28 protein-coding genes are annotated in these 26585 nt (G+C 66.2%); 11 read left to right on the top strand and 17 right to left on the bottom strand.

Annotated elements, in window-relative coordinates; all coding sequences use genetic code 11:
• The first annotated feature begins 234 nt into the window (after positions 1 to 234).
• The 3 genes from ACREYQ_RS14455 to ACREYQ_RS14445 all read left to right on the top strand — a co-directional run bounded on the left by ACREYQ_RS14455 (position 235) and on the right by ACREYQ_RS14445 (position 1857).
• Complete coding sequence (locus tag ACREYQ_RS14455; protein WP_432258259.1) at positions 235 to 708, top strand: cupin domain-containing protein; 474 nt, start codon at positions 235 to 237, stop codon at positions 706 to 708.
• Between the two features lie 340 nt (positions 709 to 1048).
• On the top strand, positions 1049 to 1333 hold the full coding sequence (locus tag ACREYQ_RS14450; protein WP_432258258.1) for a hypothetical protein: 285 nt from the start codon (positions 1049 to 1051) through the stop codon (positions 1331 to 1333).
• A gap of 2 nt (positions 1334 to 1335) precedes the next feature.
• Entirely contained in the window at positions 1336 to 1857 is a 522-nt protein-coding gene (locus tag ACREYQ_RS14445; RefSeq protein ID WP_432258257.1) for a helix-turn-helix transcriptional regulator, read from the top strand.
• Positions 1858 to 1949: 92 nt separating this feature from the next.
• Here ACREYQ_RS14445 and ACREYQ_RS14440 read toward each other — a convergent pair whose 3' ends face one another.
• Complete coding sequence (locus tag ACREYQ_RS14440) at positions 1950 to 2279, bottom strand: YybH family protein (protein ID WP_432258256.1); 330 nt, start codon at positions 2277 to 2279, stop codon at positions 1950 to 1952.
• Positions 2280 to 2796: 517 nt separating this feature from the next.
• Here ACREYQ_RS14440 and ACREYQ_RS14435 point away from each other — a divergent pair.
• Entirely contained in the window at positions 2797 to 4329 is a 1533-nt protein-coding gene (locus ACREYQ_RS14435; RefSeq protein ID WP_432258255.1) for a porin, read from the top strand.
• A gap of 236 nt (positions 4330 to 4565) precedes the next feature.
• On the opposite strand, the gene ACREYQ_RS14430 is transcribed toward ACREYQ_RS14435, so the two are convergent.
• Positions 4566 to 5558, bottom strand: coding sequence for a Bug family tripartite tricarboxylate transporter substrate binding protein (locus ACREYQ_RS14430; protein WP_432258254.1), 993 nt, complete (start codon positions 5556 to 5558; stop codon positions 4566 to 4568).
• Positions 5559 to 5823: 265 nt separating this feature from the next.
• Here ACREYQ_RS14430 and ACREYQ_RS14425 point away from each other — a divergent pair, with 265 nt between their 5' ends.
• On the top strand, positions 5824 to 6267 hold the full coding sequence (locus ACREYQ_RS14425; protein ID WP_078197880.1) for a thioesterase family protein: 444 nt from the start codon (positions 5824 to 5826) through the stop codon (positions 6265 to 6267).
• Between the two features lie 55 nt (positions 6268 to 6322).
• Here ACREYQ_RS14425 and ACREYQ_RS14420 read toward each other — a convergent pair whose 3' ends face one another.
• Together ACREYQ_RS14420 and ACREYQ_RS14415 are read right to left on the bottom strand one after the other, a co-directional pair.
• Positions 6323 to 7222 carry a recombination-associated protein RdgC gene (locus ACREYQ_RS14420; RefSeq protein WP_432258253.1) on the bottom strand — a complete coding sequence of 300 codons (900 nt, stop codon included), beginning with the start codon at positions 7220 to 7222 and terminating at the stop codon, positions 6323 to 6325.
• A 108-nt stretch (positions 7223 to 7330) separates the two neighbouring features.
• On the bottom strand, positions 7331 to 7909 hold the full coding sequence (locus ACREYQ_RS14415; protein ID WP_432258252.1) for a BPSL1445 family SYLF domain-containing lipoprotein: 579 nt from the start codon (positions 7907 to 7909) through the stop codon (positions 7331 to 7333).
• A gap of 205 nt (positions 7910 to 8114) precedes the next feature.
• Here ACREYQ_RS14415 and ACREYQ_RS14410 point away from each other — a divergent pair, with 205 nt between their 5' ends.
• Positions 8115 to 8528, top strand: coding sequence for a hypothetical protein (locus tag ACREYQ_RS14410; protein WP_432258251.1), 414 nt, complete (start codon positions 8115 to 8117; stop codon positions 8526 to 8528).
• A 21-nt stretch (positions 8529 to 8549) separates the two neighbouring features.
• Here the strand turns inward: ACREYQ_RS14410 and ACREYQ_RS14405 are convergent, their stop codons facing one another.
• A complete protein-coding gene (locus tag ACREYQ_RS14405; protein WP_432258250.1) occupies positions 8550 to 9383 on the bottom strand; it encodes an aldo/keto reductase in 834 nt (277 codons plus the stop codon).
• 189 nt (positions 9384 to 9572) lie between these two features.
• Positions 9573 to 9965 carry a tautomerase family protein gene (locus tag ACREYQ_RS14400; protein WP_432258249.1) on the bottom strand — a complete coding sequence of 131 codons (393 nt, stop codon included), beginning with the start codon at positions 9963 to 9965 and terminating at the stop codon, positions 9573 to 9575.
• A 129-nt stretch (positions 9966 to 10094) separates the two neighbouring features.
• Between ACREYQ_RS14400 and ACREYQ_RS14395 the strand changes: the two genes are divergently transcribed.
• Together ACREYQ_RS14395 and ACREYQ_RS14390 are read left to right on the top strand one after the other, a co-directional pair.
• Complete coding sequence (locus tag ACREYQ_RS14395) at positions 10095 to 10967, top strand: LysR family transcriptional regulator (RefSeq protein ID WP_432258248.1); 873 nt, start codon at positions 10095 to 10097, stop codon at positions 10965 to 10967.
• A 191-nt stretch (positions 10968 to 11158) separates the two neighbouring features.
• Positions 11159 to 13261, top strand: a complete 2103-nt coding sequence (locus tag ACREYQ_RS14390) for a TonB-dependent receptor (protein WP_432258247.1) — start codon at positions 11159 to 11161, stop codon at positions 13259 to 13261.
• A gap of 135 nt (positions 13262 to 13396) precedes the next feature.
• Here ACREYQ_RS14390 and ACREYQ_RS14385 read toward each other — a convergent pair whose 3' ends face one another.
• Positions 13397 to 13861 carry a DUF2147 domain-containing protein gene (locus ACREYQ_RS14385; protein WP_432258246.1) on the bottom strand — a complete coding sequence of 155 codons (465 nt, stop codon included), beginning with the start codon at positions 13859 to 13861 and terminating at the stop codon, positions 13397 to 13399.
• 441 nt (positions 13862 to 14302) lie between these two features.
• Here ACREYQ_RS14385 and ACREYQ_RS14380 point away from each other — a divergent pair, with 441 nt between their 5' ends.
• Positions 14303 to 14455 (top strand): hypothetical protein, encoded by a 153-nt coding sequence (locus ACREYQ_RS14380; RefSeq protein WP_432258245.1) that lies wholly within the window; start codon positions 14303 to 14305, stop codon positions 14453 to 14455.
• A gap of 920 nt (positions 14456 to 15375) precedes the next feature.
• Positions 15376 to 15954, top strand: coding sequence for a histone H1-like DNA-binding protein (locus ACREYQ_RS14375; RefSeq protein WP_432258244.1), 579 nt, complete (start codon positions 15376 to 15378; stop codon positions 15952 to 15954).
• Positions 15955 to 16244: 290 nt separating this feature from the next.
• Here the strand turns inward: ACREYQ_RS14375 and ACREYQ_RS14370 are convergent, their stop codons facing one another.
• The 10 genes from ACREYQ_RS14370 to ACREYQ_RS14325 all read right to left on the bottom strand — a co-directional run bounded on the left by ACREYQ_RS14370 (position 16245) and on the right by ACREYQ_RS14325 (position 25006).
• Entirely contained in the window at positions 16245 to 16721 is a 477-nt protein-coding gene (locus ACREYQ_RS14370) for a hypothetical protein (protein ID WP_432258243.1), read from the bottom strand.
• A 36-nt stretch (positions 16722 to 16757) separates the two neighbouring features.
• Positions 16758 to 17705, bottom strand: a complete 948-nt coding sequence (locus ACREYQ_RS14365; protein WP_432258242.1) for a carbohydrate kinase family protein — start codon at positions 17703 to 17705, stop codon at positions 16758 to 16760.
• Between the two features lie 143 nt (positions 17706 to 17848).
• Positions 17849 to 18349 (bottom strand): thiol peroxidase, encoded by a 501-nt coding sequence (gene tpx, locus ACREYQ_RS14360; protein WP_432258241.1) that lies wholly within the window; start codon positions 18347 to 18349, stop codon positions 17849 to 17851.
• Positions 18350 to 18448: 99 nt separating this feature from the next.
• Entirely contained in the window at positions 18449 to 19855 is a 1407-nt protein-coding gene (locus tag ACREYQ_RS14355; protein ID WP_432258240.1) for a DUF3426 domain-containing protein, read from the bottom strand.
• A 9-nt stretch (positions 19856 to 19864) separates the two neighbouring features.
• The gene (gene prmA, locus ACREYQ_RS14350) at positions 19865 to 20758 is read right to left on the bottom strand and encodes a 50S ribosomal protein L11 methyltransferase (RefSeq protein WP_432258239.1); all 894 of its coding nucleotides are present in this window, start codon (positions 20756 to 20758) and stop codon (positions 19865 to 19867) included.
• A 43-nt stretch (positions 20759 to 20801) separates the two neighbouring features.
• Positions 20802 to 22154 (bottom strand): acetyl-CoA carboxylase biotin carboxylase subunit, encoded by a 1353-nt coding sequence (accC, locus tag ACREYQ_RS14345; protein ID WP_432258238.1) that lies wholly within the window; start codon positions 22152 to 22154, stop codon positions 20802 to 20804.
• Between the two features lie 247 nt (positions 22155 to 22401).
• Positions 22402 to 22863 (bottom strand): acetyl-CoA carboxylase biotin carboxyl carrier protein, encoded by a 462-nt coding sequence (gene accB / locus ACREYQ_RS14340; RefSeq protein WP_432258237.1) that lies wholly within the window; start codon positions 22861 to 22863, stop codon positions 22402 to 22404.
• Positions 22864 to 23028: 165 nt separating this feature from the next.
• Positions 23029 to 23526, bottom strand: a complete 498-nt coding sequence (gene aroQ, locus ACREYQ_RS14335) for a type II 3-dehydroquinate dehydratase (protein ID WP_432258236.1) — start codon at positions 23524 to 23526, stop codon at positions 23029 to 23031.
• A 197-nt stretch (positions 23527 to 23723) separates the two neighbouring features.
• Entirely contained in the window at positions 23724 to 24272 is a 549-nt protein-coding gene (locus ACREYQ_RS14330; protein ID WP_432258235.1) for a TlpA family protein disulfide reductase, read from the bottom strand.
• 35 nt (positions 24273 to 24307) lie between these two features.
• Entirely contained in the window at positions 24308 to 25006 is a 699-nt protein-coding gene (locus ACREYQ_RS14325) for a UDP-N-acetylmuramate--alanine ligase (protein ID WP_432258234.1), read from the bottom strand.
• Between the two features lie 189 nt (positions 25007 to 25195).
• Here ACREYQ_RS14325 and mpl point away from each other — a divergent pair, with 189 nt between their 5' ends.
• A complete protein-coding gene (mpl, locus tag ACREYQ_RS14320) occupies positions 25196 to 26584 on the top strand; it encodes a UDP-N-acetylmuramate:L-alanyl-gamma-D-glutamyl-meso-diaminopimelate ligase (RefSeq protein WP_432258233.1) in 1389 nt (462 codons plus the stop codon).
• Position 26585: the final 1 nt, after the last annotated feature.

Here is a 26585-nt window from a genome sequence, read left to right as displayed (position 1 = left end):
TTTCACAAATGAAACGCTATCGTCGATTTACGGTGCAACAAGCACACCGTGCGAGCGTCACGCGCCCGCCCGTCAGCCTCTTGCCACGGGTGGCCCGCGATATGCGTCACTTGGTTGCTCTGGGCAATGCTGAGGCTCCGGCCTGCATGCCTGGACCTGCCATGCAGTGGATTTCACCAGTGCGGCTGGCGGCGGAACCGCCCGTCTGGCTGCCGTCTCAGGAAGGAGCGCACCATGAAGAACAAGCTTTCCCCGATTGCCACACTGGTTCTCGGCGTTTGCCTGACCATGCCTGCGGCATGGGCCGCCACCGCGAGCAATATGATCATGGTCACCCCCGATGAGCTCAAATGGACGGACCTAGCACTGATACCGGGCGCCAAAGTCGCCGTCCTCGAAGGGCAGATGGACAAGAAGGGGCCGATCACGGCCCGGATCAAGCTTCCCGCGGATGCCAAGGTGGCGGCGCACTGGCACCCTGGCGTGGAGCGGGTGACGGTGCTCTCCGGGACGTTCAACTATGGCATGGGCGACAAGCTCGACCCGGAAAAAACCTCGCCGCTCGGCCCCGGCAGCCTGATTGTCATGCCACCCAAGATGCACCACTTTGGCTGGACCAAGGAGGAGACCGTTATCCAGATCAACGTGGCGGGGCCATGGGGTATCACCTACGTCAATCCGGCCGACGATCCCAGGAAGAAGAAGTGATGCCTGGCGCCGGGCGACCCCGGCGAGGCAACATTCGGCACAGGACACCAGCCGCTTGAGAGCAGGCTTGGCAATTAGCTTGGCTCGCTGAAGCCACAGCGCTTCAGCAGCAAGGAGTCGTTCTGCCCGCGCGCCGACGATGCGCGCTTGCCGGCAAGCCCATCAGCCAGCGTAGCCAGACGAGCGACGCTGGCTACGGCTTCGTTTCCGCGGATTCCAGAGTCCTCTCAACACCCGCTCGGACCAGTCCAAAGACAATGCTCCGATTCCCTCGGATTGTGCTTATTTATTGGTTGTCACTTGACAACCAATGGTGGCCCATCTAATCTCGGAGACACGAATGACCCGCGCCAGGCACCCAAGGAAGGAGATTGAAGCCGCACTTCGACATGCAGAACTGAGTGGCTGGCGTGTCGAGCAGTCAAAAGGCAACGGTCATGCGTGGGGCCGCATCTACTGCCCCGACAACGACAAGGAGTGCCGCTGCGGCGAATTCTGCGTATCCAGCATCTGGAGCACGCCGAAGAATCCAGGCAACCACGCCAATGCCATCAGGCGGATCGTGGACAACTGCTCGCATCAGCAGGAAGTGACAACGCTGCGCGTACTGCAACTCAGGACATGACCATGGAATACGCCTTCACCCTCAAATTTCACCTGTCGCAGGCCGACAGCGATACCGACGCGCTGGTCGAACGCCTGGCCGAGGCCGGGTGCGACGATGCGCTGGTGGGCACTGGCCTGCCGGGCCGGGTAGCGCTGGCGTTTGTCCGCGAGGCAAAGTCGGCGCGCGCTGCCATGGTGAGCGCCCTGGCCGATGCTCGCCGTGCCATGCCGTCGGCCACGCTGATCGAGGCGGCGCCTGACCTGGTGGGCCTGACGGATATCGCCGATATGGTTGGCGTGTCTCGCCAGAACATGCGCAAGCTGATGCTCGGCTATCCGGAGTCCTTCCCGGTGCCGGTGCATGAAGGCAGCAGTTCGCTGTGGCACTTGCTGGATGTGCTCGAGTGGCTGCAGCAGCGGGGGTACGACATTGAGCCGGCACAGATTGAAATCGCGGCCGCGGCCAGGCAGGTCAATCTTGCCAGGTGTGCCAGCCAGCTGGTGCCTGCGATGCAGCGCGAGTTGCGGGCGCTGGTGGCATAGCCGGATACAGCGGCAGGGCAGGTGTCAGCGGGTCGCTACGCTGCCCACACGGCATAGGGCTCAACTGCCAGCGAAAGCATCATCCGTATCGCTTACTGCGGCATTCGGCCCCCATGGTGATGGACCATCAGCCAGTGCCCGTTGCGCTTTTCATAGACGTTTGTTGTCAGCGCTGAAAACTCGGCGGCATCGCCGTTCGCACGGGTGCCACGCACCTTCTCGATCCCGACAACGAGCGCGACATTGTTCGTGATGCTGATGCTTGGGTCATCCATGGTGACCGTGATTTCCTTGTATCGCGTCAGCGTACCCTCTGCCCAGCTCTTCCGCACGGCCTCCCACCCGACCAACACTGTCTTGCTGCTGGGGTGGATGATGGTGACGCTGTTGTCGTGCGCCCAAAGCGGATCGAACTCGGTCACGGCGCGTCATTTGCCCAGGCTCGCGCAGCAACCCGGTGGGCTTGCGGGAGGTGGGATCTGCCTCTCCGTATCATTCTCCCGGCCGCTCAATGCCCCATTTTTGGGCGCCTTTTCTCTCTAAAAAAGTTTGCTGGCGTGTGATATACCATATATTGTGTGTCAGTTAAGGGGCCATGGGGTGTGCATAGATAAGAGGCATTCATGTAGATCTCGCATGGAAAATGCGTTGCTCCCGGTTGGCACTTGCGCGTCCGGGAGAAATCATGCGCCGTGAACAATATGCATCTTTACGGCAATGACCATTCCAATGTGAGGCAAGTCCTCTTGGGTCATTAAAATTGTGCAGTAATAGGCATTATTAATGCTAGCTAAATATATCACATTCAGTATTTCTAATATAGATAAGGCTCGTCCAGGTGATGCCATGCACAGCGTTTAAGCGAGGAGAACAGCCAACAAAAGCATCTTGCCAATAGCGAAACACGCGAGTCGGTTCAGAAAAACAGGAGGAGACATCATGATGTACAGGAAATTTTTATCGTTACTAGCGGGAGGCCTGCTGGCATTCACGGTCAGCGCTCCCCAGGCGGCACAGCTGGACGACAATCTGGGCGCCAAATTCGAGGCACTTCAGCAGCAGATGCTTGCGCTCAAGGCCCAGATGGACCAGGTCAACGCCCAGATGCAGCAGAAGAGCGAGCAGCCTGCCCAGGCGGTGGCAGAGGTGCCAGCAGTGCGGATGAAGCCAGGGTCAGCGCTGACATTCCAGGTCGGCGGCGGTGAAATCACGCTGTATGGGCATGGTGATCTCTCGTTCGACTACGTCGACAACGGCCTCGGCGACCGGCCCGGCGCCCAGGGCAAGAACGGTTGGATGCCCCAGGTGTCAAGCAACAACTCCCTGTTCGGTATCAGGGGCGAACGCCCGGTTACCGACAACCTGAAAGCCTTGATCCAACTGGAGGCCGACATCCAGTTCGCGGCAACGCCGGGTAACAACTGCTGCACCAACGGCGGGGTGTCTAATGACAGCTCGGTCAAGGGCGCCATTGGATCGCGCAACAGCTTCCTGGGCATGCAGGGTAACTGGGGGGCGATCAAGCTAGGCAAGACCGATGCGCCGTACAAGAACTCGACACAGCGTATGGATCCGTTTGTGAACACGCTGGGCGACTACCGCAGCATCATGGGCAACAGCGGCGGCGACAATCGGGTGGAATTCGCCACGCGGGTACCGCATGCCATCTGGTACGAATCGCCGACGGTAAAAGGCTTCAGCGGCGCGGTGCTGTTCTCGCCGGGCCAGAACCGGTCGACCGATAACTCCATTACCGCCCGCGGCGAACCGAACTGCACCGGCGGCAATCTTCCCGGAAGCAATGGCTGCCAGGACGGTTCCTTCGGCAACTTGTGGAGTACGTCGCTGGCCTATTCAAATGGCCCGCTCTACCTGACGGCCGCCTACGAGCGTCATGCCAACGTCAACCGCATTGGCGACGAGCTGGGTGCGTCCGACGGCGTCAACCCGCCCGCGGGCTCGGTTGGCGTTGCCAACGAAAGCGCATTCAAGGCGGGCATCCAGTATGTGTTCGCGAAGACCGGCACGACCGCCAGCTTCATCTGGGAGCGCCTGAAACGCAGCGCCCCTGACAACACCTTCAATGAACGGACCCGGAACAACGCGTACTACACGTCGCTGACGCAGAGAATCACCCCGGCAGATGAGATCATCGCAGCCTGGGCCCATGCTGGCCGCACTCCCGGCGATCCGGGCGGCGTGGTCAATCAGCCTGGCGTTCCCCTGACGCAGGTGGCCGGGCCGATCGCCAATCAGGCCAATATGTATGCGCTCGGCTACCGGCACCACTTCGGTGACCACCGGACGACCTGGTACCTGGTCGGTGCCATCATGAAAAACCAGCAAGGGGCACACTACGATCTCGGCGCAGGTGGCCACGGAGCCGTGGTCGACTGCAAGGATGCGACCGGTACTTGCTTCAGCGGCACGACGATCAAGGCGGTCTCAACCGGCATGACTTACGACTTCTGAGTTTGACAAGCCCTTGCCGGAACCCGCGTTCACGGCGGGAAGACGAAGGTGGACGCAGCCGGGCTGGAGGTCTATCGGGCGGTGCATGGCAAGATCCGCTCGAAGGAGGCCTACTGGAAGCAGGTCTCCTGGACGGACGCCAGGCAGGCTGAAGGGCAGCACCGGCGGTTGCCACCGCCGTGTGCGGCGCGGCTGGCGCGTCAGCGGCAGACGTTACCGCCGCCGCCCGCGGCGCGTCAGTCCAGCCGGATGTTGTTTTCCTTGATCACCTTGCCCCAATACGCCTGATCCGCTTTGGTCGCCGCCGCAAAAGCCGCCGGCTGCGTCGTCTTGACGATCAGCCCCAGCTCGGCCAGGCGCTGGCGGATGTCCGGCGCGGCCATCACCGTTTCCACATCCGCCGAGATCTTGTCGACGATGGCCTGCGGCGTCCCGGCCGTGGTGAACAGGCCCATCCAGGCCGGGCCGTCCAGCCCCTTGTAGCCGAGTTCCTGGAAGGTCGGCACGTCCGGCAGCATCGGCGCGCGTGTATTGCCGGTGACGGCCAGCGGCTGGAGCTTGCCGGTGCGCGCATGCTGGCGCACGGTCATCGGCGACAGCGTGCCCAATGAAATCTGGCCGCCGATCAGGTCGGTGGCGATGGGGGCTTCGCCCTTGTAAGGGACATGGACCAGTTGGGCCCCCGCGCCCCTGAAAAAAACCTCCATGTAGAGGTGGGCGCCGGTGCCGATGCCGTATGTGCCATAGGAAAACTTCTCGGGCTGAGACTTGGCCAGGGTGACCATCTGCGCCAGCGTGCGCGGCATGGCGCTGCTGGCGGTCAGCACCAGGCTGGACGTGCACAGCTGGCTGATGGCGGTCAGGTCGCGCAGCGGGTCGAATGGCGGCTTGGCCACCATGTAGGGCGTCTGCACCAGGGCCGGCAACGCCAGCAGCAGCGTGTAGCCGTCCGATGGCGCCTTGGCGACCACGTCGGCGCCGATCATGCCGCCCACGCCGGGGCGGTTTTCCACGATCACCGGGCGCTGCCACAGCTTGCCCAGCGGGTCGCCCAGCGCGCGCGCCAGCACGTCGGTGGCGCCGCCCGCGGGGTAGGGCACGACCAGCCGGACCGGGCGCGACGGCCACGCCTGCTGGGCCAGGGCCCGGCCGATTCCAAGGGTCGAGGCGCCGGCGGCGAGGGTACCTGCTCCCAGCCAGTGCAGTGCTTTGCGGCGGTCAGCTTGCATCGTGTCTTCTCCTGTTGTTGACTTCGTGTTGGCGCGCGGCACGGGGCATCGGCCACGGCAACGCGCAGCGTACGAGGCAGCGCCTTGCCGCGGCATCGGCGGGATGGACGAAAAGGGTGGGGAGTACTTACCCGGATGAGAGGAATTATGGTGCGGCGCCGCAATCCGAATCGGCGCATCCCGTATGATGGGCGCCGCCACCGGCGCTGTCGCTTGTTTGCCTGATTCCGGGCGGCGTCCGATCCATTTTTTTGCTAGCTCCACCATGGCCCGCCTCAAACTTGACCTGCCCGCCGATCAGTTCTGCTACGCCACGCACCTGACTGTGCGCGTGACCGATATCAACTCGGCCAACCACCTTGCCAACGACTCGATGATCTCGATGATCTCCGAGGCGCGGGCGCGCTTCCTGTTTGAATTCGGCAGCGAGGACGTGCGGCAGGAAGGCGTCGGCATCATCGTGACCGACCTGGCCACGATGTACCGCAACGAGGCGCATGCGCGCGATCAGTTGCTGTTCGAGGTAGGGGTGATGGACTTCAACAAGTACGGCGGCGACATCATCTTCCGCATTACGCGCCCGGCCGACGGCGCGCTGATCGCGATGGCCAAATCGGGCTTTGTCTTCTTCGACTATGTAGGGAAGAAAGTGGTGGCGATGCCGGAAGGGTTCGCCGGGCGGTTCCCGAAGGTGAACTGGGTGGAGTAAGCGCTTGCGTGGCGCTGCCCTGCAACAGCGCCACGGGTCTTGCAGACGATTCGGCTCAGGCCTTGCGCTCGCCGCCGAGCGCCTCGGTGAGGTCGCTGAGCATGCCCGAGAGTTCGCCGGCCATCATGGTGAAGTCGGCGTCAAAGCGCTCGTTTTCATCGTGCGCCGTGCCGTCGGCCTGTTCCTTGATCACGTCGAGCGGCGCCACTTTCTTGACCACCAGCCCGTCGGTCAGCACGAACGAAACCCGGTCGTTCCACGTCATCGCCAGGCGCGTGCAGCGCTTGCCGGCGGCGATATGGCGGCGCAGGTCTTCCGGGTCCAGCGGGTGGCGCACGTAGCGCACCGTGGCCTTGCTTTCCGCGCCGGACTGCAGCTCGATTTCCTGGTCGACAGTGAAGCCGCCCGGTGCCGCATCGCCGGCCAGCCATTCGGTCATGGCAGCCACCGGCGACTGATTGACGTGCAGGTTGATCAGCGGCAGCGGATCCAGCGCCTTGAACAGCATGCCGCGCACTTCATCGGCCTTGGCCGCGGCGGCGGCGTCAATGGCAAGCCAGCCGTTGTCCGGGTCGATCCACACGCGCGTGTCGCGGCGGATGCTGAAGGCGCGCGGCAGCAGCTCTTCAGTGACCTGCTCCTTCAGTTCCTTCATTTGCTTGCGGCCCGGCTTGTAGCCTTGCTGCTCTTCGATCTCGGCGGCGCGCGCGCGCGTCACCTGGTTGACCACGGTGGTGGGCAGCAACTTCTTTTCGGTGCGCAGCGTCAGCAGCATCTGGCGGCCGACGGTATGGACCAGCTGGCCATTGTCACGCGGCGAGGCCCAGCCTTGCGTCTGCATTTCGAGGCTGGTGCCGGGGAAGAAGGCGTGCTTCGCCAGGCTGGCTTCGACCTCGTCGGCGCTCGGCGACCACGGGGCGGAGAAACGATGGACCTGCAGATTCTTGAACCACATGGGAATTCGGCCAAAGGGACGAATTCTATCCTCTCGCGGCGCGCGGCCGCGAAAAAGGAGGGCGCCGCACGGCGCGCAGGCCGCGCGGCGGTCGCCGAAAGCCCGCCCTTACAGGTCGAGCTTGCTGATCTTGCTGCCCTCGAAGCTCAGGCCCGCCATCAGGCCGGCATTGGTCATGACGAAGCCGACGATGGGCTGCTGGCCGGTGTTGGTGTCCAGCACGCCGTTTGCGCCAACGGTGGCCACTGCCACGGTGGCATCGACGCCCGCGGTCCAGCCGCTGCTGCGCACGAACTTGTCGTAGGCATCCGGCGTCAGGAACATCAGAATCACGGCCTTGGACTGTGCACCAATCTGCCAGCCGACTGAGCCCGCGATCAGGCGATAGTAGCCGCGTGTGGCGCCGCCTGAGCGCAGGGCACCGTCGCCATACTCGCCGCCGACGATAAAGCCCGCCGACAGGGTCTTCGGGAACACCAGGATGCCGCGTGCGCGGTTGCCCAGCTCGCGCGAGCCCTTGACCGAGTCGTACAGGCGCGACAGCGTGCCGTCCACGCCGGAGTCCAGCTCGCGCCGGCGCGCGGCCTTGTCGGTGGTGGCATCGGGTTTGGTAGTGGTGCAGGCGCCCATGGCCAGGCTGCCGAGGGCCAGACCCGCGCTGGCTGCAAGGAAGGTTCGACGTTTCATCTCGTCTCCTTGGTGTTGTTGTCGTCTCTGAAGCATAGGCGCCGGAAACACCCGGACCAATGGTGCAACGATGCCGAGTCGTTTCCATTTGTGACGAAGGTGGTGCGGGAGGGGCATTCGCGGCAAGAATAGTGGGCCTTGCGCCCGGTACGTCCCATAGTCCACTCATGTGACGCCTGTGCGCCGTGACCGCATCGACCCCGCCATGAAAAAACTCCTGACCGTCCTGCCGCTGGCTCTCCTGGCCGCGTGCGCTTCTCAGCCTCCGGGTTCTCCCACTGATGCCGGCGCCGACGCGCTGTCAGTCGCCGACGCCAGCGGCTGGCAGGCGCTGCGCGCGAAATATATGGATTGTGTCCAGAGGAAGGCCAACGACAACCTGTCGGCCAAGGGCCAGTCCAGGGACGTGGCGGACCTGGCCCTGTCCGCGTGCCAGCCTGAGCTGGACGCGATGCACAACGCCTTCCGCAGCTACCTGGATGCGCAGATGTCATCGTCGCACGGCAAGAGCAGCGCGCGCCAGGCGGCGGCGCGCGTGACCACTGACACGCGCGAGAAGGCGCGCAGCTACCTGGTGCGTTACGTCGAACGCGAGCGCTACCTGGCCCGCCAGAACTAAAGGCGAGCCCAGGCAGCTGCCTTACAGCATTTCCAGCGGGCCCGGGCCGTCGGGCGGCGGGAAGATGCGGTCGAGTTCGGCAAGCTGGGCCGCCGACAGCGTATGCGACAGCGCGCCCAGGTTCTCCTGCAGGCGCTCTCGTTGGCCGGTCTTGGGGATGGCGATCACGCCGTCCTGCGCCAGCAGCCACGCCAGCGCCGCCTGTGCCGCGGTCATGCCGTGGTCGCGCGCGAAGCGCTTCAGCCCGGGGTTGGTTAACAGGCGCGACTGCTCGATCGGCGAATAGGCCATCACCGGCACGCCGCGCTGGCGCAGCCACGGCAACAAGTCCCACTCGATGCCGCGCCGCCCCAGGTTGTACAGCAACTGGTTGGTGGCCAGCCGGTCGCCGCCCGGCGCATTCCACAACTCTTGCATATCGGACGTGTCCAGGTTGCTGACGCCCCAGCGGCGGATCTTGCCGTCGCGCTGCAGCGCCTCCATGGCCTGCACGGTCTCTTCCAGCGGCACGCCGCCGCGCCAGTGCAACAGATACAGGTCGATGCGGTCCGTGCGCAGCCGCTTCAGGCTGCGCTCGCAGGCCTGCACGGTGCCGCGCCGGCTGGCGTTGAAGGGATAGACCTTGCTGACGAGGAAGGCCTCTTCGCGGCGGCCGGCGATGGCCTCGCCGATCATCTCCTCGGACTGGCCCTCGCCGTACATCTCGGCGGTATCGATCAGCCGCAAGCCAAGGTCCAGGCCCAGGCGCAGCGTGGCGATCTCCTCAGCGCGCGCGGCGCGCGACTCGCCCATGTTCCACGTTCCCATGCCGAGCGCCGGGACGCGCTCGCCGTCGGTCAGGGTGATTTGTTTCATGTGTCGGCTTCCTGGTTTGCCGGGTTGGGTGCCCGGCGGCACCCAACCACACTAGTTAACAACACCTGGAATGTACAAGCCGCGCGAGCCGCGATTGCTTCAGACCAGTCCGGTCAGAAAATACACGGCGATGACGAAGAACACCGCGGCCGTCTTGATGAGTGTGACCGCGACGATGTCGCGGCAAGACTAGCCGTGCTGGTGGCGATACTCCTGCGTGCGCCCGCCATAGCCGTAGGCCGCGGCGCGGGCGTCGATCACGTGCACGTAGGACACCGGATGCAGGTTGCCCAGCAGCCCCGACATGGTCTCGAACACGGCCGCGATGAACTGCGCCTTCTCCGCCTTGGTATTGGTTTCATCGGTCACGCTGATGTCCAGGTGAAAGGCATTGCGGCCCTGCTCGGACAGCGGCACGTCGGCGATGATCCAGCTGTCGTGCGGGATGTACTGGACCGTGACGGCAATCACCTCGCGCTGCTTGCCGAGCACACGCTCGGTAAGGTCGGCGATCGCCTTTGCGCTGCGGCGGGTCAGGGCGGCGTCGGGTTGGCCGGACAGGTGCAGGACGATGTGGGGCATGGCTGGCTCCTTGGTTTTGCGAGGGTTGGTGATGCCATGGTAGGGGGTGGTGTAGTATCGGAAAAGCGGGAATATTCGATACGGTCCATCGGATATACCGAAGTAACCGTCCTTGCCGGGAGCCTTGCCATGCGTGGATTCGAAACCGACCAGTTGCGCACCTTCGTGACGGTCGCGGACAGCGGCAGCCTGTCGGCGGCGGCGCCCAGGCTGTTCCTGTCGCAGTCCTCCGTCAGCGAGCAGCTGCGCAAGCTGGAAGAGCGCGCCGGCGTGCCGCTGCTGACGCGCGGCCGCCACGGCGCACTGCCCACGCCGGCGGGCCAGCGGCTGCTGGAGCACGCGCGGCGCATCCTGGCGCTGAACGAGCTGGCCCTGCAGGAGCTGCGCGGCCACGCGCTGGAGGGCGAGCTGCGCCTGGCCGTGACCGACTATTTCCGCCCCGGCGAGATCGCCGGCATGCTGCGCGGCCTGCGCGAGCGCTACCCCTACCTGCGCCTGCACGTGACGGTGATGAAGAGCGCGGCGATCGATGCCGCCGCGGAGATGGACACCTTCGATATCGGCCTCAGCATGCGGTTGCCCGGCACGCGCGGGCAGGGCATGCGCGGCACGGTGCTGCGGCGCGAGCCGCTTGCCTGGGTGGCCGCGCCGGCCGAGGCCGACAGCCTGCCCGCGACGCTGCCGCTGGTGCTGCTGCCCGATACCTGCTCGCTGCACCAGTACGTGGTGCAGCTGCTGCTGCGCAAGCGGCTGCCGTTCGAGATTGCGCACTCGGCGTCGGGCGTGGCGGGGCTGCACCTGGCGCTGGCGGCGGGGCTGGGCATGTCGTGCCTGAACGCCTCGGCGATCGGCCCCGGCGTGGCGCCGCTGGACGCCGCCACCATCGCACGCCTGGGGCTGCCGCGGCTGCCTGAGGCGGAGTTCTTCCTGCTGCCCGCGCGGCGCGGCGAGTCAGCGTTTGTTGCCGAGGCGCGCGATGCACTCGCCGGGCAACTGGGCTAGGGAATGGGGGCATCGAGCCGGGCCTCAAGTCCGGGAATCGATCACAAGACGGACGGCGGCAGCCCTGTTTGTGTCGAAAGCAACATATAGTGACCGCGAATAGGAATAATTCGCAATCTCGTTGACCGTGACAAGGCTGTAATCGATAATGCGCCCGCATTTTCAAAAAAATTACAGTCGATTACAGGGCAATGAGAATCAAACTTCACCCGATGTACGCCGCGGTGGCGGGGAGCCTCGTTTTTCAACCGATGCTGGCGTGGGCCCAGGCCGTGCCAGCAGCGCCGGCGCAGTTGCCGGAGGTCACCGTCAAGGCCGATGTCGGCCGCGAGCTTGGCGAGGGCTATAACCCGCCCAATGCGGTCAGCGCGACCAAGACCGAGGCACCGCTGCGCGACGTCCCGCAGACCGTCAACGTGGTCACCGCCGATGTCATGCGCGACCAGCACGCCACCTCGATGCAGGACGCGCTGAAGAACGTCCCGGGTGTGTCGTTCTCCACCGGCGACGGCCAGCGCGACCAGGTGTCGATCCGCGGCTTCACCGCCATTGCCGACCAGTTCGTCGACGGCATCCGCGACGATGCGCTGTACTTCCGCGACCTGTCCAACGTCGACCGCGTCGAAGTCATCAAGGGGCCGGCGGCGGTGCTGTATGGCCGCGGCTCGTCGGGTGGCCTGATCAACCGCGTGACCAGGAAGCCGGGCATCGATGTCACCGACTTTGCGCTGAGCTACGGCATGTGGGCCGACCGCCGCGCCGAAGCCGACGTGGGCCGCGTGTTCGCCGACGGCGCCGCCGCCTTCCGCGTGACCGGCGCGGTGGAGAAGGCCAACAGCTACCGCTCGCAACAGTTCCTGGACCGCTCGGCAATCGCGCCGTCGCTGGAGTTGCGCATCGCGCCCGAGACCACCGTGCTGCTGCAGGCCGACTACCTGGAAGACCGGCGCGTGACGGACTTCGGCATCCCGGCCTACAAGGGGCGCCCGGTGGACGTGCCGGCTTCGCGCTACTACGGCGCGGCCAATGCGCGCGACGCCGACTTTAGCCAGTCGCGCGTGTACTCGGGCACGGCCACGATCAACCATCGCTTCAACGACGACTGGTCGATCCGCAATGCTACGCGGTACTACCATTACTCGCTGAATCGCAATAACACGCTGACCAGCTCGGTCAACGAGGTGACGCAGCGGCTGACGATGTCGCACTCCAACGTCTATCGCCAGGAGCACGGCTGGTTCAATCAGACGGACCTGACGCAGAAGGCAACGATCTTCGGTACGAAGCACCAAATCCTGTACGGGATGGAGATCGGTCAGCAGAACAAGGATCTGGTCAACTTTTCCAAGGCCGTGCCAGGCACCTTCGATCTGTTCAATCCGGTACTGCCGACGCTGCCGGTCCTGGTTGGCGGCACGCCGGCCACGAGCAACCTGGCCACCGCCAAGACCCTGGCGTTCTACACGCAGGACATGATCACGCTCACCGAGCAGTGGAAGGCGCTGCTCGGGATCCGGTACGACAACTTCCAACAGGACACGAACCAGCGCCTGGCCGGCCAGAAGAACCTGTCGCGCACCGATAACGCCTGGAGCCCGCGTGCGGGCCTGGTCTGGCAGCCGTCGAAGGTGCAGTCGTACTACGTTTCCTGGAGCAAATCGTTCCAGCCCTCGGGCGAAACCTTTGCCCTGGCCACCAACAATGCGGACCTGGCGCCCGAGACCACGAACAATACGGAGGTGGGTGCCAAATATGACTGGCTGGATGGCAAGGCCACCACAACCATCTCGGTCTTCCGGCTGGAGCGCAGCAACGTCAAGGTCTCCAGTGCCAACAACACGCTGATTCCAATCGGCGAACAGCGTACCGACGGCGTCGAGATCTCCGGCGCGGCCGAGCTCGGCCGCGGCTGGCGCATGCTGGCCGGCTACGCCTACCTGGACGCCACCGTCACTAAGTCCACCGCCGCGCTGCAGGGCAAGCGCGCCACCATCACGCCGCGCCACTCCGGCAACGCGTGGCTGACCAAGGACCTGGGCCACGGCTTCGGCGTGGGCGCCGGCGTGAACCTGGTGGGTGCGCGCTATGCCGACCCGCTGAACACCGTGACGCTGCCCGGCTACGTGACCGCCGACGCCATGGCCTGGTACCGCCATGGTCCGTTCGAGGCGCAGTTGAACCTGTACAACCTGTTCAACAAGAGCTACATCGTCTCGGCGCATGGCACCAATCCCAACCTGAACATGCCGGGCGCACCGCGCAGCGTCATGGCCACCCTGCGCTACCGGATGTAAAGCGCTGCATCGTGGACAAAAAAACCGGGGGGTTCATCACCGCCCGGTTTTTTTTCGACTGCCGTTTCTCCTTCGGCTCGGGCATGCAACGGCGTGCCCCGGAGAAACCCTGAGTCCCGCGCCGTCGTGGCAGGATCAGTGCTCGCGCTCCCAGGTCTGGGTGCGCCCGATCAGGCTGATGCCGATGAAGCCGCGCACGTTGAGCTTGTTGCCGTCCTCGGCCAGCGACATCTTGCTCTTGTAGATCTTGCCGCTCTCCGGATCCAGGATTTCGCCGCCGCTCCACTCGTTGTCGGCGGTCTTGCGCAGGCCGGTCAGGATGGTCATGCCGATGACGGGCTGGTCCTTGCGCGCGTCGGTGCACTTGTCGCACACCTTCGGCTTGCCCTCGCTCTCGACGAGGCTCTTTACCACGCGTCCGCTGAAGACGCCGTTCTTCTCGGTGATCTCCACCAGCCCGCGCGGCTTGCCGGTGTTGTCGTCGATGGTCTTCCACATGCCGCTGGGTGTGGCCTGCGCCATCGCCGCGGCGCTGCCGAGCAGGGTGGCGGCGAGCACGGCGGCGCGCAGGGTCGAGGCAAGAGGGGAATGGATGCGCATGATGTCTCCTTTGAGGTTCGTCGCCACGCCAATCTACTGGCGCAGGCGCCGCGCCGCAATCCGGCGCGGCGCGGCGCGCGCGTGTCCGCCGGGCCCCCACGCTGCCCGCAAAGCCGCTTGCAGCAGCCGTTTGCGGGTTATTGTGTCGCAGCAAAATGCGCCGGCGGGCGGGCGCTGAAGCAATCCTCTAAGCGGACGTACGAAGCGCCGGTCGTCAGCGCGCGGCGAGCGCGAAGGTGAGCGAGCGCGGACGCGAGACGCGACGCGCGCGATTCGAATCGCAGGGCAAGCGCGCGGGTCGGACACAGATGGCGGTGACCTGGCCGAAGCGGCCGACGAAGTGTTGCCGCGATGCTTCGCGAGCGTCGCCGCTTGGCTCGATCGCAACGCTTTGATGCCTGCGCGATGCCCATGCGCTGTTGCGTCGGTGCAAACCGTTGCGTGCACGCATCACTCTCTGACCCGCTCGGCGATGGTGTCGCGCAACGCTCGGCGCGCGTGTCGCCGAGCGGCGGCGCCATCGCGGCGCGAGCGCTGTCTGCCGACTGTGTAAAGCAAGCCGAGTACGCGCCGGGCAGCGCGTCGCGCGCGTGACTGAGTGTGCCGTCACGCAGGTCGACGCATGCCACTCGCGTTTCGATGCATCGCCCGCAAAGCCTTTGTCCATGCGGCTTTTCGGAAAGCGCGATGGCGCGCGCGGAAGTTCTGCGCGCGCTTCAGGCGCACGTCGCACTGCCTCTCATCGGTTCGCGCGGCGGTGTGAAAAAGCTGCGAGCGCGGTGTGTGCGATGGGGTGTCGCGCAGTGTGCGCGAGCGCGCGAAACGCGTGTCCGCACCTGCGCGTGAGCGATGCGTTTCGATGTCATCGACAACGTCTTCGTGACACTGCGCGTGAGATCTAGTTGGAGCGATGCATGCAGGCAAGTTTTTTTGCAATTTTTTCTTAACATCATCGTGCAAACGAATTATGATTCGCCTTGACAAGAGTCTCACTTCATTGCAGAGAAGCAGGAAGCAAGATGGAACGACGAGCGCGATGCGCGCTTCGATGCAGTGACGAAGGTAGTAGCTGAGGAGCACGAGAACTTTGACGCAGACCAGGCCGGACCGGCTTCTTAAAACGCGTGCAGTCTCCCTTGGTCCATTAACGGGTTGGACCCGCTACCAACGAATGAACGCCGCCTGCCGTGCGCGAGGCCAAGCCCGCACCGCAGGCCAGCTGTCCGATATCTCCTCATTTCTGGCCGTGCGCCGGCTCAACGGGCGGTGCGGGCTGATCGAATATTCCAGGGCGCGGCATGTGCCCGAGACCCGCTTGCGGGCTCGCTCCGGCCGCCAAGTCACCGCCAGGGGCGGTGCGCCTGCAACCGAATTCATTAGCGTGCAGCAGCTGTCGGGCCGCACGCCGATGAATCGCTCGCTCGACTGGGGCCGCGCTGAAGTGGCGCGCCTCGGGTCGGTCGGGTCGCCAACTTAGGTCATTCGATATTCACTCTCTAGTGAAGGAGTTATCCATGGCAACTGCTGCAAAGAAAAAGCCGGCGGCTAAGAAGGCCGCCAAGCCGGCCGCCAAGAAGGCTGCTGTGAAGAAGGTAGCCGCCAAAAAGGCAGCACCGGCCGCCAAGAAGGCACCGGCCAAGAAGGCCGCCGTGAAGAAGGTCGCCGCCAAGAAGGCCGCACCGGCCAAGAAGGCAGCCGCCAAGAAGGCACCGGCCGCCAAGAAGGCCGCGGTGAAGAAGGTCGCCGCCAAGAAGGTCGCAACCAAGAAGGTTGCAGCCAAGAAGGTTGCAGCCAAGAAGGCACCGGCCGCCAAGAAGGCCGCGGTGAAGAAGGTCGCCGCCAAGAAGGCCGCACCGGCCAAGAAGGCAGCCGCCAAGAAGGCACCGGCCAAGAAGGCTGCAGTGAAGAAGGTTGCTGCCAAGAAGGCCGCCGCCAAGAAGCCGGCCGCCAAGAAGGCTGCTGCCAAGAAGCCGGCTGCCAAGAAGGCTGCCGCCAAGCCTGCCGCGGCCCCTGCCGTTGCTCCCGCTTCGGCTGCCAAGACCGCGCTGAACCCGGCTGCTGCCTGGCCGTTCCCGACGGGCAACCGTCCGTAAGCTGCTCCGCCACGGAGTGGACCTTACGCGTTCCGCAAGGAACCGCACCGGCACGCAGTGCGTGCCCGCATGACCGGATACGGCGTATCCGGTCCGCAAGACACCTGGTCTTGCCGACCCGCCGATGGCATCCGCCCGGCGGGTTTTTTCATGGGCGCACGTCCCTCGCTCCTGCGCTCGTCCACGGCGATGTAACAGGCTTGCCAAGCCGCAAAGAAAAAGCGCCGCGACCCTTGCGGGTGCGGCGCCTGTGCTGCGCCTGGCCGCGGCCCCCGAGGGCCGTCAGGCAGTCAGTGCGTGACCCGGGTCACGCCGCCCGACGACAGCAGCCGCACCCGCTCGCCGGGGCGGAAGGCTTCGTCGGCCTCCTGCGTGATCGCGCGCATCTCGCCGTTGTCCAGGCGCACGGTGATTTCCAGACCGCGGCGCTGGTTGATCTTGTTCTCGGTCGCGCTGCCGGCAATGCCGCCCAGCACTGCGCCGAGGATGCCGGCCGCCACCGCGCCGTTGCCGCTGCCGATGGTGCTGCCGGCCGCAATGCCGCCGATGGCGCCGCCCGCCAGCGTGCCGGCACCGCTCTGGTTACCCTGGATGGTGACCTCGCGGATGCCTTCGACCACGCCATAGCGCACGATCTGCTCGCGCTGCGCCTGGCCGGAGCTGTAGACGCTGTTGGAGTTGGATTGCGTGGCGCAGCCGGCCAGCAGGGAGGCCACCAGGGTGGCACCAAGGACGGCCACCGCGCCGCCACGTAGCTTGTTGTTCATGTCATTTCCCGAAAAGAGCCACGCGCTGGCCGCAGGTCAGGCGTAGCGGTACCCGAATGCCGACTGGAACCGGTTGCCGATTTCCTCGCGCGACAACCAGTGGTTCTGCGGACCCTGTTGCGCGATCTTGACCGAACCCATCAGCGACGCCAGGCGGCCGGTCGTTTCCCAGTCTAATCCGTTTTCAATGCCGAATAGCAGGCCGCCCCGGAAGGCGTCGCCGCAGCCGGTCGGGTCCACGATGCGTTCGGCCGCAACGGCCGGGATCGCGTACTGGCGGCCATCGGCGAAGATGCTGGCGCCGCGTTCGCCGTGCGTGACGATGAAGGCACGAACCTTGGCGGCAACCTCGGCGCTGGTCCACGCGGTGCGGGACAGCAGGACCTGCGCCTCGTAGTCATTGACTGTCACGTAACTGGCGAGTTCAACGAACTCCCGCAGGTCGTCGCCGTTGAACAGGGGCATGGCCTGACCCAGGTCAAAGATGAACGGCACGCCGGCTTCGGCGAACTGGCGCGCATGGTGCAGCATGCCCTCGCGGCTGTCGGGCGCGACGATGCCCAGGCCCGGCGCGCTGGCGCCGCCCAGCGCATCCTTGACGTTGTTCAGCTGCGACTGGCTCATTGCGCCAGGATGGAAGGCGGTGATCTGGTTGTTGTCCAGGTCGGTGGTGATCATGGCCTGCGCGGTGAAGGTCTCGGGCAGCACGCGAATGTGGCCGGTGGGGATCTCCAGCTTGCGCAGGTAATCCAGGTAGGGCTCGGCGTCGGTGCCGACGGTGGCCATCACCACCGGATCGCCGCCGAGCATCTTCAGCGTGTAGGCGATGTTGCCGGCGCAGCCGCCGAACTCGCGGCGCATGCCGGGCACCAGGAATGAGACGTTCAGCATGTGGATCTGGTCCGGCAGGATGTGTTCGCGGAAGCGTCCGTCGAACGTCATGATGGTGTCGTAGGCGACGGAGCCGCAGATCAGGCTGGCCATGCTCTCTCCAGGTGTCAGGATGTTTGGGTGGAACGGAGCCCTTGCGGGCAGTGTCGGTCAGGCAGAAAACAAAAAGCGGCCGCCCGGGGATGCGGGCGGCCGCTGCCATCCCGGAACCCGAGGGTTCCGGGGCGTGCCGCTGATTACTTCAGCGCGGCCAGGGCTGCGTCGTAGTCCGGCTCGTTCTTGATCTCGGACACCAGCTGGCTGTACTTGACGGTGTCGTTCTCGTCGAGCACCACCACCGCGCGGGCGGTCACGCCGGCCAGCGGGCCGGTCTTGATGTCCACGCCGTAGTTGCCCTTGAACTCGGCGCCGCGCATGGTCGACAGCGGCACCACGTTGGCCAGGCCTTCAGCGGTGCAGAAGCGGCCCATGGCGAACGGCAGGTCGGCCGAGATCGTCAGCACCACAGTGTTGGCGAGGCCGCTGGCGGCTTCATTGAACTTGCGCGCGGAGGCCTGGCACACCGGGGTGTCCAGGCTCGGAACGATGTTCAGGACCTTGCGCTTGCCGGCGAAGTCGGCCAGCGTGACGTCCTTCAGGTCCTTGCCGACCAGCGAGAAGGCCGGGGCCTTGTCGCCGGCTTGCGGGAACTTGCCTGCGACTTCGATGGCGTTGCCGCCGAGGGTGACGTTGCTCATGTCTACTCCTTGATATCTGATGGATGTCCGGCCTGGGCCGGAGCGGGGGGGCGCGGCCCGCCGCCAGGCTCGGATTCGGTCCGGCGGCGGGCCAGGAATTCAGGGGTAAAAAATCAGCACGCGATAGTTGGCTGGCGCCTGCTGCGTCCGGAATCGTACCCGAACCGGCAGCTCCATGCCCGCGCGAAGACCCTGCGCGGCGAAGGCCTTTTGCGACGGCTCCAGGTACTCCGCGGGCTGCAGCACCCGGCGCAGCAGCAACTGGTCCTGCAGGTCGGTCATCACCAGCTCGATCGCGGGCAGGGCGGTGCTGGCGCGGCTCAGGTTGCGCAGCGTCACCGCCAGCAGGTAGGTGTCGCCGCCTTCATCCTGGCGCTGCAGCTGCGAGGTCTCGATGCGCAGCGCATCGATGTCGCGCCACGGCGGCACCTCGCAGCGCAGCGGTGCGCAGGCGGCTTCGAGTGCCGGGCGCAGCATCGGGAAGTGCCCGGCCAGCTGGCTGCGCCCCAGGTACACCCCCTGCACCAGCGCGGCCAGGGCGAGCAGCACGGCGGCAACGCGCCAGGCGGCGCGGGGCATCGCCACGGGCTTACGCGGCTGGCGTTCGCGCTCGCGCGCGCGCGCGTGGCGCAGGAAGTCGGGGGCGAAGACCGGGCCGGGCGGGGCCTCGGCGCGCACCCAGCGGCGCGTGGTCTGCTCGCGCGCGACGGCCCCGCCGGTGACGGTGGGGGGATGGCTGGTGTCAGGGCCGAGGGCCGGTTCAGCTTCGCCGCCGCCCTTGGCCGCTGCGGTGGACGATGCATCGGGCGCTGCGTCGATGTAGTGCTGCACGTCGTCTGGCCACGGGGCGGGTTGGGACCCGGCATCGGCCGACGCGGCCCGCAGGAACTCGCTCGCGCTGGGAATGGTGGCAGGGGCTGGCACTGCCGGCGTCGGCGCAGGTACTGGCGACACGGCTGGCGCAGGGGTATCCAGCGCGCCGTGATCGAGCGCCGGCCACGCGGATGCGGAAGCCGGCGGCGCCGGGCTGGCCGCCTGGCGTTCCGCGTCGCGCGCATCGCGATGGGCCACGGCTTCGTTGGCTTCGTGCAGCGCGCGCTCGATCTCGGCGTCGTCCATGCCTGCCTGCGGCGGCGTGGCCATGTCCTCCGGCGTCGACATCAGCATCGTTGGCGCATCCAGCGCCGGCACGTCATAGCCGGGGTCGATGGTCGGGGTGAAGGCGGGCTGCGGCGCGGGCGTGGCTTCCACCGACGCGGGCGGCGCGGCGGGTTCAGTTGCCGGGGAGGGTACAGATGGCGGCGTCGGCTTCCGGGCCGACGGCGCGGCGCTGCCCGCGGTGCTGTCTGACGGCAGCGGAATTTCGATCAGGTGCTCGCGCGCGTCGAACACCGTTTCGCACTGGCCGCAGCGCACCAGGCCCTGGCGCAGGCGCAACTGGTCGGCGACCAGCCGGAAGGCGGTGCGGCAGGCCGGACAGCGCGTGACTAGCTTGACGGCGGCCATCGGGGTGATTCAGGGACGGGTGCCATGCAGGCAGACCCAGCCTTCCTCGCTGCGCCACACCGTCAGCGGCAGCCAGGGTGCATAGGCCGCGGCGACCTCATCCGCCTGGCGCTCCAGCACGCCGGACAGCACCAGCCGCCCGCCGGCGCGCACGCGCGCGCTCAGCATGGCGGCCATCAGCTTGAGCGGATTGGACAGGATGTTGGCGACCACCAGGTCATAGCTGGCCTCGGACACCGATTCCGGCAGCGCGAACGACGCTTGCACGCGGTTGCGCCCGGCGTTGTAGCGAGACGCTTCCACGGCGTTGGGATCGATGTCGATGCCGACGGTGTCGCCCGCGCCCAGCTTGCGCGCCACAATCGCCAGGATGCCGGAGCCGCAGCCGTAGTCGAGCACGGTTTCGCCCGGCTTCAGGTTCTGCTCCAGCCACTGCATGCACAGCCGCGTGGTGGGATGGCTGCCGGTGCCGAAGGCCAGGCCCGGGTCGAGCTCCAGCACCACGGCATCGGGCTCGGGGGCGTCATGCCACGACGGCACCACCCAGATGCGCTCGCCGATGCGGATCGGCTCGAACTGCGATTGCGTCAGCCGCACCCAGTCCTGGTCCTCGAACGCGCGCAGCTGGTAGGCCGGCACCGGGTCGATGCCAAGCTGGTTGGCGGCTGCCGCCACGACGACGGCCGGGTCGGCATCGTCGCCGAACAGCGCCACCACGCGCGAGCGGTTCCACGCGAGTTGCTTCGGTTCCAGCCCGGGCTCGCCAAAGAGCGGCTGCTCGTCGGGCGTGTCGGCATCGGCGTCTTCCACCGAGACCGACAGCGCGCCGAGGTCGAACAGGGCGTCAGACCAGGCTTCGGCCTGGTCCTGCGCCACTTCGATCACACATTCCTGAAATGCCACGGGCTTCCTTGCGTGCTGCTTTGGTGTTGCGGGTTACGTTGCGTCAGGCCTTCGCGCGCTCCGCCAGGCGATGCTCGAGATAGTGGATGCTGGTGCCGCCTTCAACGAAGTTGGCGTCCATCATCAGCTCGCGGTGCAGCGGCACGTTGGTCTGGATGCCGTCCACCACCATTTCCGACAGCGCGATGCGCATGCGGGCGATGGCCTGCTCGCGCGTGGCGCCGTAGGTGATGATCTTGCCGATCATCGAATCGTAGTTGGACGGGACGAAGTAACCATCATACGCGTGCGAGTCGACCCGCACACCCGGGCCGCCGGGCATGTGCCAGGCGGTGATGCGGCCCGGCGACGGCGTGAACTTGAACGGATCCTCGGCGTTCACGCGGCATTCGATCGCGTGGCCGCGGAACTGCACATCCTTCTGGCGCAAGCGCAGCTTTTCGCCGAAGGCGATGCGGATCTGCTCCTGCACGATGTCGATGCCGGTGATCATCTCGGTGACCGGGTGCTCGACCTGCACGCGCGTGTTCATCTCGATGAAGTAGAACTCGTTGTTCTCGTACAGGAACTCGAAGGTGCCGGCGCCGCGGTAGCCCATCTTCCGGCAAGCTTCAGCGCAGCGGTCGCCGATGCGCTCGATCAGGCGGCGCGGGATGTGCGGCGCGGGCGCTTCCTCCAGCACCTTCTGGTGCCGGCGCTGCATCGAGCAGTCGCGCTCGCCCAGCCAGATCGCCTGGCGGTGCTGGTCGGCCAGGATCTGGATCTCCACATGGCGCGGGTTCTCGAGGAACTTCTCCATGTAGACCTCGGGATTGCCGAAGGCACGGCCGGCTTCTTCGCGCGTCATGTTGACGGCGTTGATCAGCGCGGCCTCGGTATGCACCACGCGCATGCCGCGGCCACCGCCGCCGCCGGCGGCCTTGATGATCACCGGGTAGCCCACGCGGCGCGCGGTGGCCAGGATTTCCTTGGGATCGTCGGGCAGGGCGCCGTCCGAGCCGGGCACGCACGGCACGCCGGCCTTGATCATGGCCTGCTTGGCCGACACCTTGTCACCCATCAGGCGGATGCTTTCGGCGGTCGGGCCGATAAAGACGAAGCCGGATTTCTCCACGCGCTCGGCAAAGTCGGCGTTCTCCGACAGGAAGCCGTAGCCGGGGTGGATGGCCTGCGCGTCGGTCACTTCGGCGGCCGAGATGATGGCCGGCATGTTCAGGTACGACAGCGGCGACGGCGCCGGGCCGATGCAGACGGCTTCGTCTGCCAGGCGTACGTACTTGGCCTCTTTGTCGGCCTCGGAGTACACCACGACCGTCTTGATGCCCAGTTCGCGGCAGGCGCGCTGGATGCGAAGAGCGATTTCGCCGCGGTTCGCGATCAGAATTTTTTCAAACATGGTCTCTCTCTGCGAGAACAGTAGCGGTCCCGCCGCGTGCCGCAACGGCACGCCGGGGTGCGCGGCCCGAGGGCTGTCGCCGCCGTGGCCACCATACTGCGCGGAACTGCATGGAACTGCACGGAACGGGCCGCGAAGCCCACAACGTCCCTGGCGTCAATCAACGCCATGGCATGCCGTGCGGGTGCTGCTGCGGAGGCCACTTGCGTGGCCGATGGCAGCGTGCGGCCTGGCATGCCGGTCAGGATCAGCCGATGACGAACAGCGGCTGGCCGTATTCCACGGCCTGGCCGTTCTCGACCAGGATTTCCTTGATGACGCCGGCCTTGTCGCACTCGATTTCGTTGAGCAGCTTCATGGCTTCGATGATGCAGACGGTTTGGCCTTCCTTGACCGAATCGCCGACGTTGACGAAGGGCGCGGCGCCCGGCGACGGTGCACGGTAGAACGTGCCCACCATCGGCGAAGTCACCACATGGCCGGCGGGCAGTTGCGCGGCGGCCTCGGCAGCTGGTGCCGCGGCACCAGCCGGTGCGGCGGCCGCAGCGGGCGGCAGCGCCTGCATCTGCGGCATGGCCATCGGCGCGGCGATGATTTGCGGCGGTTGCTTGACGATGCGTACCTTGCCGTCGCCTTCGGTGACTTCCAGCTCGGAGATGCCGGATTCGGCCACCAGGTCGATAAGCGTCTTCAGCTTGCGCAGGTCCATCTTTTTATCCTCCTGAATCGGGTTATCCGGCCGCTGCCCGGGACGGGCCGCGGCGGAAGAATCGTGTTGCCGGCCACCGGAAATCCGCGCCCGCCGTGCCGAGGCACGCCAACGGGCGCAGGCCGCCGGGCGGCGCGCGCAGGTTGTCGAAAAAATCTTGGGAGTTCAGCTCCCCGAACTCTCGGGCGGCGGCTGCTCCTGGCCCAGCACATAGTCCAGCGCCAGCAGGTAACCCTGCCAGCCAAGCCCGCAGATCACCCCGACCGCCACGTCGGAGAAATAGGAGTGGTGCCGGAAGCTTTCGCGCCGATGCACGTTCGACAGGTGTACCTCGACGAACGGGATCGCCACGCCGGCCAGGGCATCGCGCAGCGCCACGCTGGTATGCGTGTAGGCAGCCGGGTTGATGATGATGAACTCGACCCCTTCCGCGCGGGCGGCGTGGACGCGGTCGACCAGTGCCCCCTCGTGGTTGGACTGGAACGTCTCAAGCGAAATGCCGGCTTTTGCCGCGCGTTCCGCCAGGGCCGTGTCGATATCGGCAAGCGTCGTGTCGCCGTAGGTTTCCGGCTCGCGCGTGCCCAGCAGGTTCAGGTTTGGCCCATGCAGGACCAGCACCTTGCGGTAGCGGGCTGAGCGACGGATGGAGCGGGTTGCAGTCACGGCGGCTCGACCAGATCAACGAAATTGCGCGGAGATTACCGTAGCTTAGAGGGATTTGTCTAGCACGCGATACAAGGCTTGACGGCCGTGCGCGACGCTTCGACGCCCCTTTGAGCACTTTCTCGCTGTTTAGGCCTCTCAGCGAAACAAATCGCTGAAGAAAACCGAAATTCAGCGAACTTGGCGGAAGAATGTGTTCAGGTGCGCGGCAGCACGGAACGCAGTTCCTCGGCCGTCACTCGGCCCATCTTGCGATACTTCACCGATCCGTCAGGATTGATCACCACGGTGTAGGGCAGGCCGCCGGCGCTGTTGCCAAAGTTGCGGGACAGCTCGGTGCCGGCAAAGCCGGCCACGGCCAGCGGGTAAGCTACCGGCACCTTCCGGGTGAACTGCTGGATATTGGCGGCGGAATCGATGCCGATGCCGACAAACTCCACCTGGCGGTTCTTGTATTCCTCATGCAGGGCGGTCAGCTCCGGCATTTCCTCGACGCATGGACCACACCAGGGCGCCCAGAAGTTGACCACCACGGTCTTGCCGCGCAGCTTGCCCAGGTCCAGGTCGGCGCCGGCAGCGTCGGGCAGGCGCGTCTGGAAGAAGGTTTCCACCGCATGGTCGCCGGCGGGCTTGGGCGAGAACACGAAGTGTCCGGCCAGCGCGCCGGCGGCGCAGGCGGCCACGGCCGCGGCGATCCACAGCCAGAGGCGGGAGCGGCGGGTGGGCGAAGAGGCGGTTTCAGTCATGGAGATGGCTTGGACCAGTCAGTTGGTGGCGGCTTTCAGGTTGGGTCGGCCGGGTCGGCAGCAGCGGGCGCGTCCAGCAGCGCCCGTACCGCCTGCACATCCGCGCGGGGCTGGCGCCCGGAGGCGTCGGCACGCACGGCGCCGCGTTCGTCGACGGCATCATACAGTGCTATATGAATGCCGACTGGGGCACCCAGTTCCGCACGCACTTCGCCGGCCAGCAGCCGGGCCTCGCGGCGATCGGGCCACTGGCCTTTCCACAGGAAGCTGAGGGTCTCGACCTCGCCGCGGCCGCCGAAGTGGCGGCTCTCACTGGTTTCGAAGTCGACGCCGGCGTTGATCAGGTGCAGCGCCGCGTCCTTGGCGCTGTCGCAGAAGCACTGCAGATAGATATCGGAGTGCTCGGTGGCGGTGCCGTTGAGCACGGCGCCGGCCAGGTAGGGCCGGAACGCAGCCAGGTCTTCCATGGCCAGCACCGCCAGCCGGCGCAGCAGCGCCAGCACGCGCGGCTGGCTGTCGGCGTGGAACAGCGCCTGGTAGGCGCGCACTTCGGCTTCGACCTGTTCGTTGTCGGGCAGCCATTCGCCGGGCACGCGCTGTTCGCCCAGCACCTGGCGGGCGGCCTTGCGCTTGGCGGTGGCGTAGTCGGCACCGTCTTCGGCAATCATCCGGGCGGCTGCCTGGGCGATTTCCTCGCGCAGGCGGGTGGGGTCGGGGGCAGTGCGTCGGGTCATGCCCCATGATACCGGAGCTATCCGCGCTGCCGGCAGGCACGGTGCCGCAGTGCAGCGAAGGGCGCTGGCGCTCGGGTACAATCGAAGGCTTCCTGCCCGGCCGCCTTACGGCAAACCACGGCAAAAAGCCGCCGCGCCGCCGGGTGCCGAATCCCCACGCCTGCGGGCTTCAAGTCTTTCCGGGAACCCATGCATATTCACATCCTTGGCATCTGCGGCACCTTCATGGGCGGCCTGGCGGTGCTGGCCAAGCAGGCCGGCTATCGCGTCACGGGCTGCGATGCCAATGTCTACCCGCCGATGAGCACCCAGCTCGAGGCCCAGGGGATCGAGCTGATCGAGGGCTTCGACCCGGCCCAGCTGTCGCTGGAGCCGGACCTGTTCGTGATCGGCAACGTGGTCTCGCGCGGCAATCCGCTGATGGAGGCCATTCTCGACCGCAACCTGCCTTATGTGTCGGGCCCGCAATGGCTGGGCGAGCACGTGCTGGCGCGCAAGTGGGTGCTGGCGGTGGCCGGCACGCATGGCAAGACCACCACCACGTCGATGCTGGCCTGGATCCTGGAGGATGCCGGCTATAACCCGGGCTTCCTGGTGGGCGGGGTGCCGCAGAACTTCGGCATCTCGGCGCGCGTGACCGAGTCGGACTTCTTCGTGATCGAGGCCGACGAGTACGACACTGCCTTCTTCGACAAGCGCAGCAAGTTCGTCCACTATCGCCCGCGCACCGCCATCCTGAACAACCTGGAATACGACCACGCCGACATCTTCCCCGATCTGGCGGCGATCGAGACCCAGTTCCACCACCTGGTGCGCACCGTGCCCGGCCAGGGCCGGATCGTCGTCAACGGCGTGGAGGCCAGCCTGGCGCGGGTGCTCGAGCGCGGCTGCTGGAGCGAGGTCGAGCAGTTCGGCGTGGGCGACTGGCGCGAGAGCGACGCCGCCGGCGCCAAGGCCGCGCCCGGCAAGGACGCCTTCGACGTCTGGTTCGGCGAAGCGGTGGCCGGCACCGTGGTCTGGGACCTGCAGGGCACCCACAACCGCATGAACGCGCTGGCCGCGATCGCCGCCGCGCGCCATGTGGGCGTGCCGGCCGCGCAGGCGATTGCGTCGCTCGGACGCTTCGCCAACGTCAAGCGCCGCATGGAAGTGCGCGGCGTCGCCGGCGGCGTGACCGTCTACGACGACTTCGCCCACCATCCGACCGCGATCCAGACCACGCTGGAAGGGCTGCGCCGCCGCGTCGGCAATGCCCGCATCCTGGCCGTGCTGGAGCCGCGCTCCAACACCATGAAGCTGGGCGTGATGAAGGCGCAGCTGCCGGCCAGCCTGGCGCAGGCCGACCTGGTGTTCGGCTACGGCGCCCCGGCCGGCAAGGACGCGCTGGGCTGGGACCTGGCCGAATCGCTGGCGCCGCTGGGCGGCAAGGCCACCGCGTTCCAGGACCTGGGCGCGCTGGTGCAGTCCGTGCGCGCCGCGGCGCAGCCGGGCGACCACGTGCTGGTGATGAGCAACGGCGGCTTCGGCGGCGTGCACCAGAAGCTGCTGGACGCGCTGGCCCAGGACGCGGCACGCTGAC

It is taken from the genome of Cupriavidus sp. TMH.W2, from assembly GCF_050847365.1.
Classification (GTDB): domain Bacteria; phylum Pseudomonadota; class Gammaproteobacteria; order Burkholderiales; family Burkholderiaceae; genus Cupriavidus.
This window is presented reverse-complemented; position numbering and strand designations above follow the sequence as displayed.

Bases quoted from the DNA above. Each gene is read 5' to 3' on its own strand.
- ACREYQ_RS14370 (WP_432258243.1), bottom strand. From the start codon at position 16,721: ATGAACAACAAGCTACGTGGCGGCGCGGTGGCCGTCCTTGGTGCCACC.
- ACREYQ_RS14355 (WP_432258240.1), bottom strand. From the start codon at position 19,855: ATGGCCGCCGTCAAGCTAGTCACGCGCTGTCCGGCCTGCCGCACCGCC.
- ACREYQ_RS14365 (WP_432258242.1), bottom strand. From the start codon at position 17,705: ATGGCCAGCCTGATCTGCGGCTCCGTCGCCTACGACACCATCATGACG.
- ACREYQ_RS14375 (WP_432258244.1), top strand. From the start codon at position 15,376: ATGGCAACTGCTGCAAAGAAAAAGCCGGCGGCTAAGAAGGCCGCCAAG.
- ACREYQ_RS14325 (WP_432258234.1), bottom strand. From the start codon at position 25,006: ATGACCCGACGCACTGCCCCCGACCCCACCCGCCTGCGCGAGGAAATC.
- ACREYQ_RS14405 (WP_432258250.1), bottom strand. From the start codon at position 9,383: ATGAAACAAATCACCCTGACCGACGGCGAGCGCGTCCCGGCGCTCGGC.
- ACREYQ_RS14415 (WP_432258252.1), bottom strand. From the start codon at position 7,909: ATGAAACGTCGAACCTTCCTTGCAGCCAGCGCGGGTCTGGCCCTCGGC.
- ACREYQ_RS14430 (WP_432258254.1), bottom strand. From the start codon at position 5,558: ATGCAAGCTGACCGCCGCAAAGCACTGCACTGGCTGGGAGCAGGTACC.
- accB (WP_432258237.1), bottom strand. From the start codon at position 22,863: ATGGACCTGCGCAAGCTGAAGACGCTTATCGACCTGGTGGCCGAATCC.
- ACREYQ_RS14445 (WP_432258257.1), top strand. From the start codon at position 1,336: ATGGAATACGCCTTCACCCTCAAATTTCACCTGTCGCAGGCCGACAGC.
- ACREYQ_RS14425 (WP_078197880.1), top strand. From the start codon at position 5,824: ATGGCCCGCCTCAAACTTGACCTGCCCGCCGATCAGTTCTGCTACGCC.
- ACREYQ_RS14400 (WP_432258249.1), bottom strand. From the start codon at position 9,965: ATGCCCCACATCGTCCTGCACCTGTCCGGCCAACCCGACGCCGCCCTG.
- ACREYQ_RS14455 (WP_432258259.1), top strand. From the start codon at position 235: ATGAAGAACAAGCTTTCCCCGATTGCCACACTGGTTCTCGGCGTTTGC.
- ACREYQ_RS14410 (WP_432258251.1), top strand. From the start codon at position 8,115: ATGAAAAAACTCCTGACCGTCCTGCCGCTGGCTCTCCTGGCCGCGTGC.
- ACREYQ_RS14435 (WP_432258255.1), top strand. From the start codon at position 2,797: ATGATGTACAGGAAATTTTTATCGTTACTAGCGGGAGGCCTGCTGGCA.
- accC (WP_432258238.1), bottom strand. From the start codon at position 22,154: ATGTTTGAAAAAATTCTGATCGCGAACCGCGGCGAAATCGCTCTTCGC.
- ACREYQ_RS14385 (WP_432258246.1), bottom strand. From the start codon at position 13,861: ATGCGCATCCATTCCCCTCTTGCCTCGACCCTGCGCGCCGCCGTGCTC.
- ACREYQ_RS14330 (WP_432258235.1), bottom strand. From the start codon at position 24,272: ATGACTGAAACCGCCTCTTCGCCCACCCGCCGCTCCCGCCTCTGGCTG.
- ACREYQ_RS14390 (WP_432258247.1), top strand. From the start codon at position 11,159: ATGAGAATCAAACTTCACCCGATGTACGCCGCGGTGGCGGGGAGCCTC.
- ACREYQ_RS14395 (WP_432258248.1), top strand. From the start codon at position 10,095: ATGCGTGGATTCGAAACCGACCAGTTGCGCACCTTCGTGACGGTCGCG.
- ACREYQ_RS14420 (WP_432258253.1), bottom strand. From the start codon at position 7,222: ATGTGGTTCAAGAATCTGCAGGTCCATCGTTTCTCCGCCCCGTGGTCG.
- ACREYQ_RS14450 (WP_432258258.1), top strand. From the start codon at position 1,049: ATGACCCGCGCCAGGCACCCAAGGAAGGAGATTGAAGCCGCACTTCGA.
- mpl (WP_432258233.1), top strand. From the start codon at position 25,196: ATGCATATTCACATCCTTGGCATCTGCGGCACCTTCATGGGCGGCCTG.
- tpx (WP_432258241.1), bottom strand. From the start codon at position 18,349: ATGAGCAACGTCACCCTCGGCGGCAACGCCATCGAAGTCGCAGGCAAG.